11 protein-coding genes are annotated in these 17044 nt (G+C 70.7%); 6 read left to right on the top strand and 5 right to left on the bottom strand.

The genetic code is table 11. From position 1 onward, the window contains the following. Positions 1 to 791 precede the first annotated feature (791 nt). Together ACGFJ7_RS02765 and ACGFJ7_RS02770 are read right to left on the bottom strand one after the other, a co-directional pair. Positions 792 to 3512 (bottom strand): MFS transporter, encoded by a 2721-nt coding sequence (locus ACGFJ7_RS02765; protein ID WP_392640465.1) that lies wholly within the window; start codon positions 3510 to 3512, stop codon positions 792 to 794. 38 nt (positions 3513 to 3550) lie between these two features. Then, complete coding sequence (locus ACGFJ7_RS02770) at positions 3551 to 4564, bottom strand: LacI family DNA-binding transcriptional regulator (protein ID WP_360242299.1); 1014 nt, start codon at positions 4562 to 4564, stop codon at positions 3551 to 3553. A gap of 300 nt (positions 4565 to 4864) precedes the next feature. Between ACGFJ7_RS02770 and ACGFJ7_RS02775 the strand changes: the two genes are divergently transcribed. The 4 genes from ACGFJ7_RS02775 to ACGFJ7_RS02790 all read left to right on the top strand — a co-directional run bounded on the left by ACGFJ7_RS02775 (position 4865) and on the right by ACGFJ7_RS02790 (position 10558). After that, on the top strand, positions 4865 to 6151 hold the full coding sequence (locus ACGFJ7_RS02775) for an extracellular solute-binding protein (protein ID WP_392640468.1): 1287 nt from the start codon (positions 4865 to 4867) through the stop codon (positions 6149 to 6151). Positions 6152 to 6209: 58 nt separating this feature from the next. After that, positions 6210 to 7193 carry a sugar ABC transporter permease gene (locus ACGFJ7_RS02780; protein WP_360242305.1) on the top strand — a complete coding sequence of 328 codons (984 nt, stop codon included), beginning with the start codon at positions 6210 to 6212 and terminating at the stop codon, positions 7191 to 7193. A 77-nt stretch (positions 7194 to 7270) separates the two neighbouring features. After that, positions 7271 to 8050, top strand: a complete 780-nt coding sequence (locus ACGFJ7_RS02785; RefSeq protein WP_392641277.1) for a carbohydrate ABC transporter permease — start codon at positions 7271 to 7273, stop codon at positions 8048 to 8050. Between the two features lie 18 nt (positions 8051 to 8068). After that, complete coding sequence (locus tag ACGFJ7_RS02790) at positions 8069 to 10558, top strand: glycoside hydrolase family 2 protein (protein WP_392640471.1); 2490 nt, start codon at positions 8069 to 8071, stop codon at positions 10556 to 10558. Positions 10559 to 11235: 677 nt separating this feature from the next. On the opposite strand, the gene ACGFJ7_RS02795 is transcribed toward ACGFJ7_RS02790, so the two are convergent. The 3 genes from ACGFJ7_RS02795 to ACGFJ7_RS02805 form a co-directional block, all read right to left on the bottom strand. Next, entirely contained in the window at positions 11236 to 13869 is a 2634-nt protein-coding gene (locus ACGFJ7_RS02795; protein ID WP_392641279.1) for an EAL domain-containing protein, read from the bottom strand. A gap of 102 nt (positions 13870 to 13971) precedes the next feature. After that, on the bottom strand, positions 13972 to 14268 hold the full coding sequence (locus tag ACGFJ7_RS02800; protein ID WP_392640474.1) for a MoaD/ThiS family protein: 297 nt from the start codon (positions 14266 to 14268) through the stop codon (positions 13972 to 13974). After that, positions 14268 to 15344 carry a WD40/YVTN/BNR-like repeat-containing protein gene (locus tag ACGFJ7_RS02805; protein ID WP_392640476.1) on the bottom strand — a complete coding sequence of 359 codons (1077 nt, stop codon included), beginning with the start codon at positions 15342 to 15344 and terminating at the stop codon, positions 14268 to 14270. Before ACGFJ7_RS02805 ends, ACGFJ7_RS02800 begins: the two co-directional genes overlap by 1 nt. Before the next feature lie 65 nt (positions 15345 to 15409). Here ACGFJ7_RS02805 and ACGFJ7_RS02810 point away from each other — a divergent pair, with 65 nt between their 5' ends. Together ACGFJ7_RS02810 and ACGFJ7_RS02815 are read left to right on the top strand one after the other, a co-directional pair. Beyond that, positions 15410 to 15784 (top strand): PH domain-containing protein, encoded by a 375-nt coding sequence (locus ACGFJ7_RS02810; RefSeq protein ID WP_360242323.1) that lies wholly within the window; start codon positions 15410 to 15412, stop codon positions 15782 to 15784. A gap of 48 nt (positions 15785 to 15832) precedes the next feature. Then, positions 15833 to 17014, top strand: coding sequence for a PQQ-dependent sugar dehydrogenase (locus ACGFJ7_RS02815; protein ID WP_392640478.1), 1182 nt, complete (start codon positions 15833 to 15835; stop codon positions 17012 to 17014). Positions 17015 to 17044: the final 30 nt, after the last annotated feature.

Below are 17044 nucleotides of genomic sequence, written 5' to 3' on the forward strand. Positions count from 1 at the left end.
GCCTACACCGACAGGACCGACCCGGCCACACCGACCATGACAGCAACCCACGCCGCCACCGCGACCATGACAGCAACCCGCGCGGCCACACCGACCCCTAACGCGGCCACACCGACCATGAGGACGAACGCGCGGCCACACCAACCATGAGGGCGAACCGCGCGGCCACGCCGACCCCTATGGCGGCCAGCGCGGGCGACACCCTCGCCGAGGCGGACAAGCCGCGCCGGCGCTGATCGAAGTGGCTTCCTACGGCGTGAGCCGGCCGATTCCCCACCTCGTCGAAGGGCGTCTCGGCCGAGCCTGGCACGAAGGTGGTCGTGGTCTTGCTTCGGCTCCACGCCGTTCCGCCTGACCGCCGGCGCGACGAGCGTGCTGCTGGTCGCCGAGCTAGCTCGCCGTCGGCGCACGACAGTTGCCGGTCGGCCGTCAGCGGACGGCAGTCGGCAGTCGGCAGTCGGCGCACGACAGTTGCCGGTCGGCCGTCAGCGGTCGGCAGTCGGCAGTCGGCGCACGACAGTCGCAGCACGGCGGTCGGGGATCGCGCACGGCGGTCGGCGGTCGGCGCACGCCGGCTGCTGCACGGCGGTCGGCGATCGCCCACGGCGGTCGGCGGTCGGCGGTCGCGTAATCCTCCGCGTGCTGTCACCGGAGACGGGCTCGAGGAACCTTTGCGGCGCCGCTGATCCGCCTCGGGCGGCGGGTGACGGTGTCTCGCGCGTCGCAGTCTCTTCGTCCGTACGGTCGCGTTCGAGGGGAAGACCCGCGGATTGTGGCAGGGCGGCGGGCGGTCAGGCCGGGATCGGGCGGCCGAGGGTGATGTCGTGGTCGGTGCGGTCGCCGGTCAGCTCGACTCGGGTCGCGACCGGGGCGTGGCCGCTGGCCGCGACCGTGTAGACCCCTGGGGGCAGGTCGTGCAGTTCGTAGCGGCCGTCCGGGCCGGTGGTGGCGGCGCCGGCCACCGCGCCCGTGTGGTCCACTGCCAGCACCGAGGCCTGCGGGATCGGGTGGCCGGAGCCGGCCGCCCGGACGTTGCCGGTCAGCACGCCGCCGACGGTCAGGGTCAGGTCGGCCGGGTGGTCCGGTGAGACCGTGCGGGAGACCGGGGCGGCGTGCGGGGCCGTGGCGGTCAGCGTGTACTCGCGGCCGGCCAGGCCGGGCAGCACGTAGCGGCCGTCGGCGCCGGCGGTGGCGGTGGCGACGACCTCCCCTTGCGGGCCGGTGAGCGTCAGTGCGGTTCCGGCGACGGGCCGGCCCGCCCGGTCGAGCACCCGGCCGGTGATCTGGCCGGCGCCGGCCAGTGACAGCACGCGGCGGATCTCGCCCGGGCCCACGTTGATGGTGGCGGCCGCCGGCTGATGGTTCTCGGCCGCGCAGATCAGGAGCAACGAGCCTCCGGCGGCGAGCGTCATTCGGTACGTACCCTCAAGGTCGGTCCTGGCCCGGGCCAGCTCCCGCCCGTGGAAATCGGTGATCGTGAGGGTGGCCCCCGGCAGCGGCAGCCCGCCGGGCCCGTCGATCCGGCCCAGGACGACGGCCTCGAAGTCCTTGGTGTCCACTGTGGGCTTCCTTTCGACGTGTGCCGCACGGGCGGCCACAGGCTCGGCCCGCACGCCGGGCTCGGATTCGGCCCGGCGGTCGGATTCGGTGAAGGGCTCGGCGCCGCATTCGGTGCCGCGTTCAGCGAAGGGCTCGGCGCCGCACTCAGTGAAGGGCCCGGCGCCGCGCTCAGCCAAAGGCTTGGCGCCGCGTCCGGCGAAGGGCTCGGCGGCGCGTTCGGTACCGCGTTCAGCGAAAGGTTCGGCGGCGGAATCGGCAGCGGCGGAATCGGTGGCGGCGGAATCGGTGGCGGCGGAATCGGCAGCGGCGGGATCGGTGGCGGCGGGATCGGTGGCGACGGGATCGGTGGCGGCCGAATCGGTGGCGGGCGTGTGGTCGGCTCGGGTGCGTAGGGGCAGGCCGGGCAGGAACAGGAAGAGGGCGAACGCCACCACGAGGACCGCCGCCGCGAGCAGGAACAGGGTGCCCATCGCGTCGGAGAAGCCGACCTTGAACGGGTGGGCCAGCACCGGAGTGACCCGCTCCAGGAACGACGTGTCGTCGAGCGCCGGCCGCCCCCGCATCGCGTCCAGGATCGGCTGGTCGCCGGGCGCCGGTGCCTTGAGCGCGTTCTGGAAGGCCGGATCGTCGGCCGCGTCCCGGAAAGCGTCGCCGATTTTGTCGCCGACCGTCGCGAACAGCACCGACAGGAAGATCGCCGTGCCGGCGGTGGCGCCCATCTGGCGGAAGAACGTCGACGACGCCGTGGCCACCCCGATCTCCGAGCGCGCCATGGCGTTCTGCACTGCCAGCGTGACCGGCTGCAGCACCCCTCCGAGGCCCAGGCCGAAAACCCCCATGAAAAGACCGGTTTCCCAGTACGGCGTTTCCGCGCCGACCAGGTGCAACAGCAGGAGCCCGACGATCATGAGAGAGGCGCCGAGCACCGGGAAGATCCGGTACCGCCCGGTGCGGCTGATCACCTGCCCCGAGATCAGCGAGCCCAGCATGATCCCGGCGGTCATCGGCAGCAGCTGGAGCCCGGACTCGGTCGGTGTCGCTCCACGCACGATCTGCAGATAGAGCGGAAGTAGCGCAAGCCCCCCGAACATCCCCATGCCCACCACGAATCCGCCGCCCGCGGTGAGCGCGAAGGTCCGGTTGCGGAAGAACCGCAGCGGGATCAGCGCCTCCTCCCGCATGAGCCGCTCGGCCAGCAGGAAGAGCAGCAGCCCGGCCCCGCCCACGGCGTAGCAGGCGATCGAACGGGCCGAGGTCCAGCCCCACTCCCGGCCCTGCTCGGCCACGGTGAGCAGCGGGCCGAGGCAGAGGCAGATGGTCAGCGCGCCCCACCAGTCGATGCGGTGGTCGCGCCGCTCGTGCCGGATCCGCAGCACGCGCGCCACCACGACCAGGGCGAGGGCGCCGATCGGCACGTTGACCAGGAAGACCCACCGCCACCCGGAGATGCCCAGGATCTCGTCGGCGCCCGCGAAGAAGCCGCCGATCACCGGGCCGAGCACGCTCGCCGACCCGAAGACGGCCAGGAAGTATCCCTGGTAGCGGGCCTGTTCGCGGGGTGGCACGAGGTCGCCGACGATGGCCAGAGCGAGCGAGAACAGGCCGCCCGCGCCCAGGCCCTGCATCGCGCGGAAGCCGGCCAGCTGATACATCGAGCCGGCGAAGGCGCAGGCGGCCGACCCGATCACGAAGATGGTGATGGCGGCCAGGAAGAAGCGCTTGCGCCCGTAGATGTCGGAGAGTTTCCCGTACAGCGGAGTCGAGATCGTCGCCGTGATCAGGTAGGCCGTGGTAACCCAGGCCTGCATGCTCAGTCCGTGCAGATCGTCGCCGATGGTCCGGATGGCCGCGGTGACGATGGTCTGGTCGAGAGCCGCGAGGAACATGCCGAGCATCAGCCCGGCCAGCACTTCCACGATCTGCCGATGGCTCAGCTTGTTCGGTGCGCCCATGGATCGAGCAACGAGAAATGTTGCCCGGTGGGAACGGCTCAGCGGGGAGGCGCCGTACTTCCCCTCGGGGTGAGGTGGGCCGTGCCGGCCTCGACGTTGCCGACCTGTTTGCCGTCGATGGCGGCCAGGAGCTCGCGGGCGGCGTGCGCCCCGTACTCGGCGATGTCGCGGCTCAGGGCGGTCAGCGGCGGGTGGACCAGGCTGCACAGGGGCGAGTCGTCCCAGGCCACGATGGACAGGTCGCCGGGGACGGCCAGGCCCATCTCCTGCGCCACGGCCAGGCCGGCCACCGCCATCACGTCGTTGTCGTAGATGATCGCCGTGGGCCGGTCGTTGCCGATGAGCAGCCGCCGGGTGGCCCGGCCGCCCTCCTCGCCGGTGTAGTCGGACGGCACGGTGACCGCCTCGTTGAGCCCGAGCGACGCGCAGACCGCGGAGAAGGCTTTCGTACGGGTCTGCGTGTGCAGCAGATCGGGCAGGCCGCTGACCCGGGCGATCCGGCGGTGGCCGAGGGCGACCAGGTAGCGGACCGTCTCGGTGACCGCACCGGCGTCGTCCGACCAGACCTGGGTGATGCGGCCCGTGTCGCCGGGGCCGCCGATCACCACGGCCGGCAGCTGGAGCTGCTGGAGCACGGGAATGCGGACGTCGTTCTCCCGCAGGTCGGTGACGATCACGCCGTCGATCCGGCGCTCGCCCCACCAGCGGCGGTAGACCTCGACCTCGAGCTCGGGCGTGGCGACGACCTGGAGGGTCAGCGCGTACGACCGGGCCGCCAGCTCGGCCTCGAAGCCGCTGATCAGGCCCATGAAGAACGGCTCGATGCCGAGCATCCGGGCCGGCCGGCACAGGGTCAGGCCCACGGCGCGGGCGCTGGCCCCGGACAGGGCACGGGCGGCGCTGTTCGGGTTGAAACCGATCTCCTGGGCGATCGCGACGATGCGCTGGCGGGTCGCCTCGGAGACACCCGGCTGTCCGTTGAGCGCGTACGACACGGCGCCTTTCGACACTCCGGCACGCCGCGCGATGTCGGCGATCGTCGGCCGCTTCACTCGGTCTCCTCTGTTCCCGCTGAGCTTACCGGCGTCCCCCGCCCTGGCACGGATCGGTAGAGCGCTCTCACGAAGCCTTTCACGACATCGGCCCGCCGACTTGATCGGTTAAGTGTTGCCGCACACAGTGCCGTTTGTAAACGCCGATGGCCCTGATTTACCGATTTGTCCTGCTTACCGTCCACTGACAACGTTGCCAAATTACCGCCGTAACAAGCTATTGACAGTCGTCGACGTCAGCTTTAGCGTCTCCACAACTTATCCGGTTCAGTGAATTCTTCTCTCCGTCATGGAGGCGCAATGGAACGGCTGGGCAAACGGACTCTCCGTGCCGCCGCCGCGGGCATCGCGGCCACTCTCGTGGTCGCCGGATGCAGCGGGCAGGCGCTCGAGGGTGGCAACGACGACAAGGCGAACGGCGGCCAGGTCACGCTCAAGATCGCCTTCTGGGGCGACATGGGCCTCGACAAACTCAAGGCCGCGTACGAGAAGGACCACCCGAACGTCAAGATCGTGCTGAACTCGGGCGAGTACAACGCCCAGCACGAGGACCTGCAGAAGAAGCTGGTGGCCGGCAACGGTGCCCCGGACATCTCCGCGATCGACGAGGGCTTCATCGTTCAGTTCCGCAGCCAGGCGGACAAGTTCGTCAACTACCTCGACAAGGGCGGCGCCGAGTTCGAGTCGAAGTACCTGCCCTGGAAGTGGAAGCAGTCGCTGTCGGCCGACGGCAAGCAGATCGGCCTCGGCACCGACGTCGGCGGCCTGGCCATGTGCTACCGCACCGACCTGTTCAAGAAGGCCGGCCTGCCCACCGACCGGGAGGCCGTCAGCAAACTCTGGACCAACTGGGACCAGTTCATCGAGGTCGGCAAGCAGTACAAGGCCAAGACCGGCAAGAAGTTCGTCGACTCCGGCACCAACATGTTCAACCCCGTGCTCGCCCAGCAGCCGGTCGGCTTCTACGACGAGCAGGAGCAGCTGAAGATGGACGGCGGCCCCAAGGTCGCGTTCGAGGCGAGCATGAAGGCCATCCAGGCCGACATCTCGGCCGACCTGGCCAGCTTCCAGCCCAACTGGGACCAGGGCTTCAAGAAGGACCAGTTCGCCGTGCTGGCCTGCCCGGCGTGGATGCTCGGCCACATCCAGGACACCGCGCCCGAGCAGAAGGGCAAGTGGGACATCGCCTCGATCCCCGGCGGCGGCGGCAACTGGGGTGGCTCCTGGTGGACCGTGCCGGCCCAGGGCAAGAACGTCGACGCGGCGGTCGACTTCGTGAAGTGGATGGTTCAGCCCGAGCAGCAGATCGAGGTCTTCAAGACCGTCGGCAACCTGCCCTCGCAGCCGGCGCTCTACAAGGACCCGGCGGTGCTGGACTACAAGAAGGAATTCATGAGCAACGCCCCCACCGGCCAGATCTTCGCGGCCACCGCGGAGAACCTGAAGCCGCAGTACCTGGGCAAGAAGAACGGCCCGACCCGCGTCGCGGTCGAGAACGTCATCACCCGCGTGCAGCAGGGGGGCCTGAAGCCGGAAGCGGCCTGGGCCGAGGCGGTCAAGGAAGCCGAGAAGGCCGCCAAGTCCTGACCCTCAGTCGAGAGGCGGGGCGGCCTTCGGGCCGCCCCGCCCCCACCTAGGAGTGGCCGTGTCCCTCACCCAGCTCCGGCCGGCAGCGCACCACCGGGCCGAGCCGCCCAAGACGCCGAACAAGGCCAAGCAATGGCTCTACCGGTTCGACATCAAGACCATCCCGTACGCACTGATCGCCCCGTTCTTCATCCTGTTCGGCTTCTTCGGGCTGTTCCCGATCATCTTCAACGGCGTGGTGGCGCTGCGGAACTGGCGCCTCGACGACCCGACGCTGACCGGCTGGGCCGGCTTCGGCAACTTCACCCGGCTGCTGTCCGACGAGGACTTCTGGAACGCGCTGGGCAACACGTTCGGCATCTTCATCCTCTCCACCGTGCCCCAGCTGATCGCGGCGCTGATCCTCGCCAACCTTCTCAACCGGAAGCTGCGGGCGACGACCTGGTGGCGGATCGGCGTACTGCTGCCCTATCTGACCCCGGTCGTCGCCTCGACCCTGGTCTTCGCGGTCTTCTTCTCCCGCGACTACGGGATGGCCAACTGGTTCCTGTCGCTGGTCGGCTTCGGCCAGGACGACCCGCTCGACTGGCGGGCGGCCAAGTGGAGCAGCTGGATCGCGATCGCCACGATGGTCAACTGGAAGTGGATCGGCTACAACGCGCTGCTCTACCTGAGCGCGATGCAGACCATTCCCAAGGACGTGTACGAGGCGGCCGCCGTGGACGGCGCCGGCCCGTGGCGGCAGCTGTGGCGGATCACCGTACCCATGATCCAGCCGGTCGTGGTCTTCACGGTGATCCTGTCGACCATCGGCGGGCTGCAGCTGTTCAACGAGCCGATGATGTTCGACGAGAACCCGCAGTTGGCCTACGGCGGCTCCGACCACCAGTTCCAGACGATCGCCCAGCTCATCTACAAGGTCGGCTGGAAGGACCTCAACCTGGGCTACGCGGCCGCGATGTCCTGGGCCCTGTTCCTGATCATCCTGGTCGTGGCCGGCGTCAACGCCCTGCTCACCAAGCGGATCGGAGGTGACCGGTGAGCACCCACCGCTACGCCCTCAGGGCGCCGCAGGACACACCCGGCACGTGGAAGACGTACACCGGCCTGGTCCTCATCATGATTCTCTCGGCGTTCCCGGTGTACTGGATGTTCGTGATCGCGACGAGCGCCGACGAGGCGGTCACGAAGATGCCGCCCTCGATCCTTCCCGGCAACCAGCTGATGGTGAACCTCAACGAGGTCTTCACGCTCCAGGACGTCTACTTCACGGCCTCGCTGATCAACAGCTTCATCACCGCCACGACGATCACCCTGGCCACGCTGTTCTTCTGTTCGCTGGCCGGCTTCGCCTTCGCCAAGTTGCGCTTCCGCGGCCGTAACGCGCTGATGGTCGTGGTGATCCTGACCCTGACCGTGCCCAACCAGCTCGGCGTGGTGGCGCTCTACATCGTGATGGGCAAGTTGCAGTGGAACGGCACCCTGCTCGCGGTCATCGCGCCCGGCCTGGTCAGCGCGTTCGGCGTCTTCTACATGCGCCAGTTCATCGCGCACGCGGTGCCGGACGAGCTGGTCGAGTCGGCCCGCATCGACGGCGCGCTGACCCTGCGCGTCTACTGGAACATCGTGCTGCCGGCGATCAGGCCCGCCCTGGCCGTGCTCGGGCTGCTCACGTTCGTCATGGCCTGGAACGACTTCCAGTGGCCGCTGATCACGCTGAACGGCACCGAGTTCCCGACCTCGATGGTGGCCCTCTCCGACCTGGCCAGCGGAAACTACGTCATCTACCGGCGGGTGCTGGCGGGCGCGTTCGTGGCCACCGTTCCGCTGATCATCCTGCTCCTGATCGGCGGACGGCAACTCGTCCGGGGGATCATGGAAGGCGCCGTCAAGTCCTGACCGCTTCGAAGGAGAACCGTGACCTCGTACCAGTCCCTGCACGAAGGTTGGACCGTATCCGGGGGTGACCTCGCGGACGTACCGGCGACCGTTCCCGGCTGCGTGCACACCGATCTGCTCGCGGCCGGCCGGATCGACGATCCGTACCTGGACGAGAACGAGAAGAAACTCGCCTGGATCGGCCGAACCGATTGGGACTACTCGACCACGTTCTCCTTCGCGGCGGGCGCCGATCGCACGGACCTCGTCTGCGAGGGCCTGGACACGGTAGCCGCGATCACGCTGAACGGCTCGCCGGTCGGCGAGACCGCGAACATGCACCGCGGCTACCGCTTCGACGTCGGCCCGCTGCTGCGGGACGGCACCAACACCCTGCGGGTCACATTCACGAGCGCTTACGCGTACGCCGAGGCGGCGCAACAGAGGCTGGGCGGCCGCCCCAACGCGTACGACGAGCCGTTCAACTTCATCCGCAAGCAGGCCTGCCACTTCGGCTGGGACTGGGGCCCCACCCTGGTCACGGCCGGCATCTGGCAGCCGATCGGCCTGCACACCTGGTCGGTGGCCCGGCTGGCCGAGGTCCGCCCCCAGGTCACGGTCGCCGGCGGGACCGGCCGCGTCGAGTTGCGGGTCCACCTCGAACGCGCCTCGGACGAGCCGGTCACCATCACCGCCTCGATCGCCGGCCGCACCGCCCAAGCCACAGTGGACGGCGTCGAGGCCCTGCTGATCCTCACCGTCGACGACCCCGCCCTGTGGTGGCCCCGCGGCTACGGCGACCAGCCCCTCTACGACCTCGACGTCGTAGTCACCGCCACCGCCCACTCGCCCTCGGCCGCCTCGCCGTCGGCTCGGGAGCTCGACCGGTGGTCGCGGCGGGTCGGTTTCCGGACGGTACGGGTCGACACCTCGGACGACGGCTTCGTACTGATCGTCAACGACATGCCGGTGGCCGTGCGCGGCGTGAACTGGATCCCCGACGACGTCTTCGACAACCGGGTCACGCGCGACCGCCTGGCCGCCCGCTTCCGGCAGGCCGCCGAGGCCAACGTCAACTACTTGCGCGTCTGGGGCGGCGGCCGCTACGAGTCGGGCGACTTCTACGACCTCGCCGACGAGCAGGGCTTCCTGGTCGGCCAGGACTTCCTGTTCGCCTGTGCCGCGTACCCCGAGGAGGAGCCGTTCCGCTCGGAGGTCGAGGCCGAGGCCCGGCACAACGTCCTGCGGCTCGCGTCGCACCCGAGCCTCGTGATGTGGACCGGCAACAACGAGAACCTGTGGGGCCACGAGGACTGGGGCTGGAAACCCGCGCTGAACGGCCTTTCCTGGGGCGCCGCCTACTACTACGACCTGCTGCCGCGGATCGTCGCCGAGATCGACCCGACCCGACCGTACTGGCCCGGCAGTCCCTACTCCGGCACCCCGGAGCGCTACCCGAACGACCCGGCGTACGGCACCACGCACATCTGGGACGTCTGGAACACCGACGACTACACGAAGTACGCCGCCTACCGCCCGCGCTTCGTGGCCGAGTTCGGTTTCCAGGCCCCACCCGCGTACTCGACGCTGCGCCGCGCCCTGCTCGACGACCCGCTGGCCCACGACTCCCCCGGCATGGCGCATCACCAGAAAGCCGTCGACGGCGACAAGAAACTGGAACGCGGCCTCGCCAACCACCTGCCCACCCCTCGCGACTTCGACGACTGGCACTACCTCACCCAGCTCAACCAGGCCCGCGCCCTGGCCTTCGGCATCGAACATTTCCGCTCCCTGCGCCCCCTCTGCTCGGGCGTCATCATGTGGCAGCTCAACGACTGCTGGCCGGTGACCTCATGGGCCGCCGTCGACGGCGACGGCCGCAAGAAGCCGTTGTGGTACGCCCTTCGCGACGCCTACGCCGACCGCCTGCTCACCCTCCAGCCCCGCACCGGCGCCCCGCTGGAGCCGGGCGGCCCCCACCCGGACATCGAGCCGGGCGCGGTGGTCCCGCCGGCGGGCGCCCCGGCCCTGGTAGCGGTGAACGACGCGCGTACCCCCTGGGCCTTCTCCGCCACCGTGACCCGCCGCAACCTGGCCGGTGACATCCTGGCCTCAGCCGTCCTCGGCGCCACGGTCGCCACCAACGGCGCCACCACCCTGCCCCTCCCGGCCGACGTGGTCACCCCCGGCGACCCCACCATGGAACTGATCGTCGCCGAGATCGACGGCCGGCGGTCGTGGTGGTTCTTCGCCGAGGACAAGGACATCCCCTGGCCCACCCCCGAGCACACGACCACGGTCGAGACGACGGGAACGTCCACAAAGGTCACCGTCACCGCGGCCACGACCCTGCGCTCCCTGACCCTGTTCCCGGACCGCCTGCACCCCACCGCCGAAGCCGACCAGGCGGCGGTGACCCTCCTGCCCGGTGAGTCCACCACCTTCACCATCCGGTCGGACGTCCCCCTGAACCCGGCCGACCTGACGAAGCACCCGGTCCTCCGCTGCGTCAACGACGTGGCCCACTGACCGGCCCGGCGCTCCCAGTCCCACCCTGGGAGCGCCGGGCTCTTTGCTCTCAACGAACGCCGCTCCATCACGCCACCTCCTTCTTGCCCCCTCACTTGGAAGGACGCCTCGACGGGCCCGATCCGCTTACGCGGCGCCCAAAAAAGGCCGTCGCGAAGTAATGCGCTCTTCGACCCCGGCCCCTGCCGGCACCGGTATGCGGGCCAGGGAACTGCCGCGTCAACGCCGCAATCCCTGTGCGGGTGCCGGCCGGCGTCGACGCCATCCAGGCGCGCGGCCGGGAAGGAAGCCATCCAGGCACGCGTCCGGGGAGGAAGCCGTCAAGGCGCGCTGGCCGCCCCAGCCGAAGGGGGCAGACGCACTCCGCGAAGGGCGGCCGTTTCCAGGCGTCTCGAGCCGCAAAAGGACTGGCCGCCACAAGAGAAGAGCTGCCGCAAAGACGCACTTCGAAAAGCGCGGATCGCCCCAAAGGTGGGTGCGACCAACGTGAGCACCGCGAAGGACGACCGTTGCGCGGTGGACCGTCGCTGCGGCGGACCGTCGCCGAGGTGGGCCGGCGCCGCGGTGGACGTCGCCGAGGTGGGCCGGCGCCGCAGTGGGCGTCGCCGAGGTGGGCCGGCGTGGCGTGGTTCGACGGCGGTCGTGCGAGGAGGGACGACGCCGGCGAGAGAAGGCGGTCAGGCTCGGTGGGTCTCCAGGTACGCCTCGATGCGTTCGGCCGGGCCCGGGTGGCCCAGGGCGAAACCCTGGCCGTAGAGGCAGCCGGCCTGGGCGGCGCGTTTGATCTGGTCGGGGGACTCCAGGCCCTTGGCGACGATTTCGAGTCCGAGGCGGCGGCCGAGGCTGACCACGACGTCGATGACCGCGGGGCCGCCGCCCGGTGTGGGCTCCGGCGCCGTGTTGGTCAGGGAGGCGTGCAGCTTGAGCATGTCGACCGGCAGGCGGCGCAGGTGGGACAGGGACGCCTGGCCCGAGCCGAAGTCGTCGAGGGCCGCCCGTACGCCCAGTTTGCGCAGGCCCGACAGGGACGCCACGATCGCCGGCACGTCCTCGGCGATCCAGTCCTCGGCCACCTCGACGACCAGGCGCTCGGGGGCTATCCCGTACCGCCGCAGGGTGGTGGCCACGCGGTCGGGGAAGCGAGCCGTCAGGAGTTCGCGCGGCGACACGTTCACCGACAGCCAGAAGCCCGTGTCGCCGGTCGACCAGGCCGACAGGTGTTTGCAGGCCGTGTCGAGGACCCACTCGTCGAGTTCGGGGGCGATGCCGACGGCGCGGGCGATCGGGAGCAGTTCGTTCGGCATGATCGTGCCGAGGGTGGGGTGGCGCCAGCGGAGCAGGGCCTCGACGCCGGCCGGCTGGTCGTCGCGGAGGCCGACCACCGGCTGGAAGACCAGGTCGAGCTCGTGGCGTTCGATCGCGCCGAGCAGCTCGCGTTCCAGGTCCATGCGGCGGTTGAGCTTCATCTCGACGTCGGGGTCGTACCACTCGACGCGGTCCAGGCCGAGTTGCCGCGCGCGTTTGCGGGCCAGGTCGGCGTGGCGCAGCACCTCGTCGGAGTCGGTTCCGCCGGACAACTCGGCCAGGCCGATGCTGGTGTGCAGCTCGACCACCGCGCCCGGCAGCTGGTGCGGCTCGGACAGCACGGTCGCGATGCGGGTGGCCAGCGCGTACGCCAGTACCGCGCCGTCCGTGGTGAGCACCGCGAACTCGTCGCCGCCGAGGCGGGCCGGCACGTCCTCGGCGGCGAGCAGGGTCCGCAGGCGGCGGCCGACCTCGATGAGGACGGCGTCGCCGGTCTCGCGGCCGCGCGCGTCGTTGATGTCGGCCAGCCCGTGCAGGTCGATCACCAGCAGGGTGCCCTGCCGGCCCGGCCGCCGCCGGTAGGCCAGCAGGTCGCGCATCAGCGCGCGCCGGTTGGCCAGGCCGGTGAGCTGGTCGGTGTACGACAGTTTGTGCAGCGCCCGTTCGAGGTGACGCCGCTCCCCGATGTCGCGCACGTGCACCACCAGGGCCGCCACCTCGGGCACCGACCGCTGGTCGGAGATCGTCGACTCGGTGTCGCGCCACAGCTCGGCGCCGTCGCGCAGCCGGGCCGCGACCAGCGCGGGCGGACCGTCGGCGTGCTCGCCGGCCAGCACCGAGTCGATCATCTCTTGGGCCCCGGCCACGTCGTCGGGGTGGATCAGGTCGCGGAAGGCCTTGCCGACCACCTCGTCGTCGGTGAGCCCGAACAGCCGGGACGCGGCCGGCGACTGCCATCGGATGCGCAGCTGTTCGTCGAGCACGAGGGTGAGGTCGGTGGCGCCGGCGACGAGTGAGCGGAAGTGCGCCTCGGCGGTCTGCAACTGCCCCGCGTACTTGCGGATGTCGCGGACCACCAGCAGCTCGCGCATCGCCAGCACGGCCACCATCGCGATACCGAGGATGATGCTGGTCGGGTCGAAGCTGCGCACCTCGGCCAGGTGCCAGATCGCGGCGATCACGCCGACTCCGGCCGGCACCGCGAGCAGCGGGTAGCTCGCCAGATATTGATCGGGGTTGCGGGGTTCGAGCGGCGGCAGCGGCAGGTCGCGGCGGGAGCCGCCGTCGGCCGTGAGCGCCAGGCCGGCCACCATCGGCAGGCCGACCAGGGCCAGGGCGACCGTGTCGCCCGAACCCATGGTGACCAGTGTGGCGGCGATCGTGAGGCCGATCAGCACCATGATCGCCCCGGTCCCGCACCGGATCGCGGGCCGCCGGTGCGGCGTACCGCGCAGCACCGAGACCAGCACGATGGCGATGCCGGTGGCGGCGATCAGCGTGACCGGCAGGGTCGCCGGGTGGGCCTGTTTGACGGGCGGGATCAGATAGCCCGCGAAGGCGATGCTGACGCCGAGGCCCAGCCCGTCGAAGGCGCGCCGGCTGTGCAGCGCCCAGCCCCGGCCGGCGCCGGGCAGCAGCAGGGTGCCGACGGAGTAGCAGGCCGCGGCCACGCCGAGCCCGATCGTGGCCCAGACCCCCGCTCCGGGCGGCGACCAGGCGGGCACCGTGGCGGTCAGGGCGGTCGCGAGACCGCCCATGCCGACGAAGCCCGCCCCGCGGCAGGCCACGAACGTGCCGTCGGTGTGGTGGATGGCCAGCGCGGCCCGCACCAGGATCGCGGCGGCCACGAGGCCGTAACCGCCGACGGCGATCGCCAGGGCGAGCCGGGCCGGGATCAGCCCGCTCGCACCGGCGATCAGGATCGCGGCCGCGAACGCTGCGGGCACACCGAGGATCAACACCCGGTGGTGGGGCGACCGGGTGGCACGTGCGGTGGGGGGCTGCACTGCCAAAACGACGATCCTCTGGGAATCTCGCCGGGTAGGGGGTCGTACGGGGGCGCTGTCCGGATAACGACGCTTCCCCCGAACAGGTTACGGCCGAGTAAGTCACCGGCGCACGTCGAAGCCGCTCCCTCCCGCCACGGACGGCAACACCTGGATTTCGGACCCCTCGGCGACCGGGGTCTCGAGCCCGGCGGTGCGCCGGCTGTCCTCACCGTCCACGTAGACGTTGACGTACCGACGCACCGCGCCCTGCTCGTCGCGGATGCGGCGGGCGAGCCGGGGCCAGCGCTCGTCCACCTCGGCCAGCACGGCCGCCAGCGACCCCGACGCGGTGATCTCGAGCCGGGACGCGCCGCCCGCTTCGGCGCGCAGCACGCCCGGCACCAGCAGGACCGGCATCAGATCGACACCGCCCGCACCGAGAGCACGTCGGGCAGGTGAGCCGCCACTGTCGTCCACGAGTCACCCTCATCGCCGGACGCGAAGACCTCGCCGGCGCGGGTGCCGAAGTAGACGCCGGCCGGGGTCCCGTCGTCGGCGCACATGGCGTCGCGGAGCACCACCGGGTAGTACGGCCCGCCGGGCAGGCCGTTGCTCTGCTCCTCCCACTTGTCGCCGGCGTCGGTGGACCGGAAGACGCGGCAGCGCAGCTCGGTGGGGTGCCGCTGGGAGTCGGCGGTGAGCGGGAAGTTCCAGATCACGCCGGGCCGGCTGGGGTGGGCGACCATCGGGAAGCCGAAGTCGCTGGGCAGCGTGCCGGCGATGGACTGCCACGAGTCGCCGCCGTCGGACGAGCGGTAGACACCGTGGTGGTTCTGCGCGTAGAGCCGGCGGGGGTCGTCCGCGTCCCGGGCCACCCGGTGCACACACTGGCCGAACTCGGGCCACGGATCGGGCATGAAGTAGGCCTTGATGCCCTTGTTGGCCGGGGCCCAGCTGTCGCCGCCGTCGGACGAGCGGTAGACGCCGCCGGTCGACATGGCGACGACCAGACTCGACGGGTCGGCCGGGTGGGGCAGGATCGTGTGTACGGCCTGGCCGCCGAAGCCGGCGCCCCACTCCGGCCGGTGTGGGTGGTCCCAGAGGCCGCGCACCAGCGCGAACGAGCGCCCGCCGTCGGTGGAGCGGAACAGCGCGGACGGCTGCGAGCCCGCGTAGATCACGCCGGGACCGCCGGGCACGATCTGCCAGATGCGCTCGACCGAGGCCCCGGTGTCGGCCGGGAAGGCGACCGGGGCGGAGTCGGGCTCCTCCCAGGTCTGGCCGAAGTCCTCGCTCACCGCGATGCTCGGCCCGAAATGTGAGTTGTCCACGGCGGCGAGAAGCCTCGGCCGCGGTCCGCTGGTGTCCACGCCGATCGTGTAGATCGCCGTGCCGGAGAAGTGTACCGGACCCACCTGCCAGGTCCGGCGGTCGTCGTCGCTTGTGGCCAGGAACAGCCCTTTCTGCGTTCCGATCGCGAGCAGCGTTGTCATGCCGCCGAGTATGCGCCGCGGGTCCGACAGAAATGGCGGACAACGTGGGTGGGACACTGGGATACGTGAGTTCTAAGCCCCTTCTCCGTGTCCGCAAGACCGGTGCCCTGCTGGTCGCGGCCGGTCTGGCCTTCCTCGGCGCCATCCCGTTCGCCGGCGCCCGGTGGGAGCTCACCCCGGTGCTGCTGATCCCCATCGTGTTCTTCGTCTGGGCCTGGCGCGCCGGCACCGACGTCTATGCGGACGAGCTGCGCGTCCGGGCGCTCGCCGGCAGCACCAGGGTGCCGTGGCCGCGCATCGCCGAGCTCGCCCCCGACGCCCGCGGCCAGGTCTCGGCCCTGCTCGACAACGGCAACGTCATCAAGCTGACCGCCGTCACCAGCGAAAACCTGCCCCGGGTGCTCGCCGCCGGCGGGCAGGAGATCAAGCACGCCGACTGACTCAGGTTCCGCCGCTACCCTGGGGTGCGTCGAGATCGAGGAGGTCGAGTGATCGTGCGTTCCCGCCGGGGCCGGGCCGTCGCCGCGGCGCTTGCCGCCGTGCTCGCGCTGACCGCGGCGTGCAGCTTCGGCCCGCCCGATCCCGACCAGCAGGGCGCACCACCCAACCTGCCGAAACCATCGGCGATCGAGCCGTCCGGCGACAGCAGCGCCGACCCCGGCGGCGGCAGCCAGGAGGTCGCGATCACCGTGCTGGCCAAGGCGCTCGACGTTCCGTGGGGCATGGCTTACCTGCCCGACGGAACGGCACTGGTCACCGAGCGCGACACCGGCCGCATCCTCAAGGTCGGGCCCGAGTCCGACGCGAACGGCCTCACGGTCACCGAGGGGCAACGGTTGAGCGAGGTCCAGGCGTCCGGCGACGGCGGCTTGCTCGGCATCGCGGTCTCGCCGAAATACGCCACCGACAAGACCGTCTTCGTCTACTACTCGACGGCCAAGGACAACCGGGTCGGCAAGCTCACCCTCGGCGGCAAGCTCCAGCCGATCCTCACCGGCATCCCGCGCTCGGCCGACGCCAACGGTGGCGCGCTCGCCTTCGGTCCCGACGGTTTCCTGTACGCGGGGACGGGCGACGGCACGAGCACGGGCACGCTGGCCCAGAATCCGAAAAGCCTCGGCGGCAAGATCCTGCGGATGACCACCGCCGGCAAGCCCGCCGCCGGAAACCCGGTCAAGACCTCCCTGGTCTGGTCCTCCGGCCATCACAACGTGCAGGGCATCGCCTGGGACAAGACCAAGCGGATGTACGCCACGGAGACCGGCCAGAAAAAGTCCGGCGAACTCAACGTCATCGTCAAGGGCAAGAACTACGGCTGGCCCGGTACGGACGGCGCGGGCACCGACGCCAAGCTGACCAACCCGCTGTTCAGCTGGCCGGTCGCCGAGTCGTCCTGCTCCGGTGTGGCCGTGATCGAGCAGACCGTGGCCACCGCCTGCCTGCTCGGGCAGCGCGTCTACCTGCTCAACGTGACCGGCAACGGGACCGTGATCGGCGTGCCGCAGGGCGTGCTCACCGGCGAGTACGGCCGGCTGCGGGCCATCGCCGCCGCCCCCGACGGCTCGCTCTGGGTGAGCACGTCGAACCGGGAGGACGGCGGCACCCCGGCCACCGACGACGACCGCATCATTCGGCTGGTCTTCTCCGATGGTGGGGCCGGTCGCACCTGACCATGGCACGGTTTGACGGGAAGCGGGTGG

The organism is Actinoplanes sp. NPDC048988 (genome assembly GCF_043197815.1).
Lineage (GTDB): Bacteria > Actinomycetota > Actinomycetes > Mycobacteriales > Micromonosporaceae > Actinoplanes.

What these genes read in the sequence shown, in the direction of transcription:
- ACGFJ7_RS02765 (WP_392640465.1), bottom strand. Translation starts at nt 3,512, where the DNA reads ATGGGCGCACCGAACAAGCTGAGCCATCGGCAGATCGTGGAAGTGCTG.
- ACGFJ7_RS02775 (WP_392640468.1), top strand. Translation starts at nt 4,865, where the DNA reads ATGGAACGGCTGGGCAAACGGACTCTCCGTGCCGCCGCCGCGGGCATC.
- ACGFJ7_RS02785 (WP_392641277.1), top strand. Translation starts at nt 7,271, where the DNA reads ATGATTCTCTCGGCGTTCCCGGTGTACTGGATGTTCGTGATCGCGACG.
- ACGFJ7_RS02800 (WP_392640474.1), bottom strand. Translation starts at nt 14,268, where the DNA reads ATGCCGGTCCTGCTGGTGCCGGGCGTGCTGCGCGCCGAAGCGGGCGGC.
- ACGFJ7_RS02805 (WP_392640476.1), bottom strand. Translation starts at nt 15,344, where the DNA reads ATGACAACGCTGCTCGCGATCGGAACGCAGAAAGGGCTGTTCCTGGCC.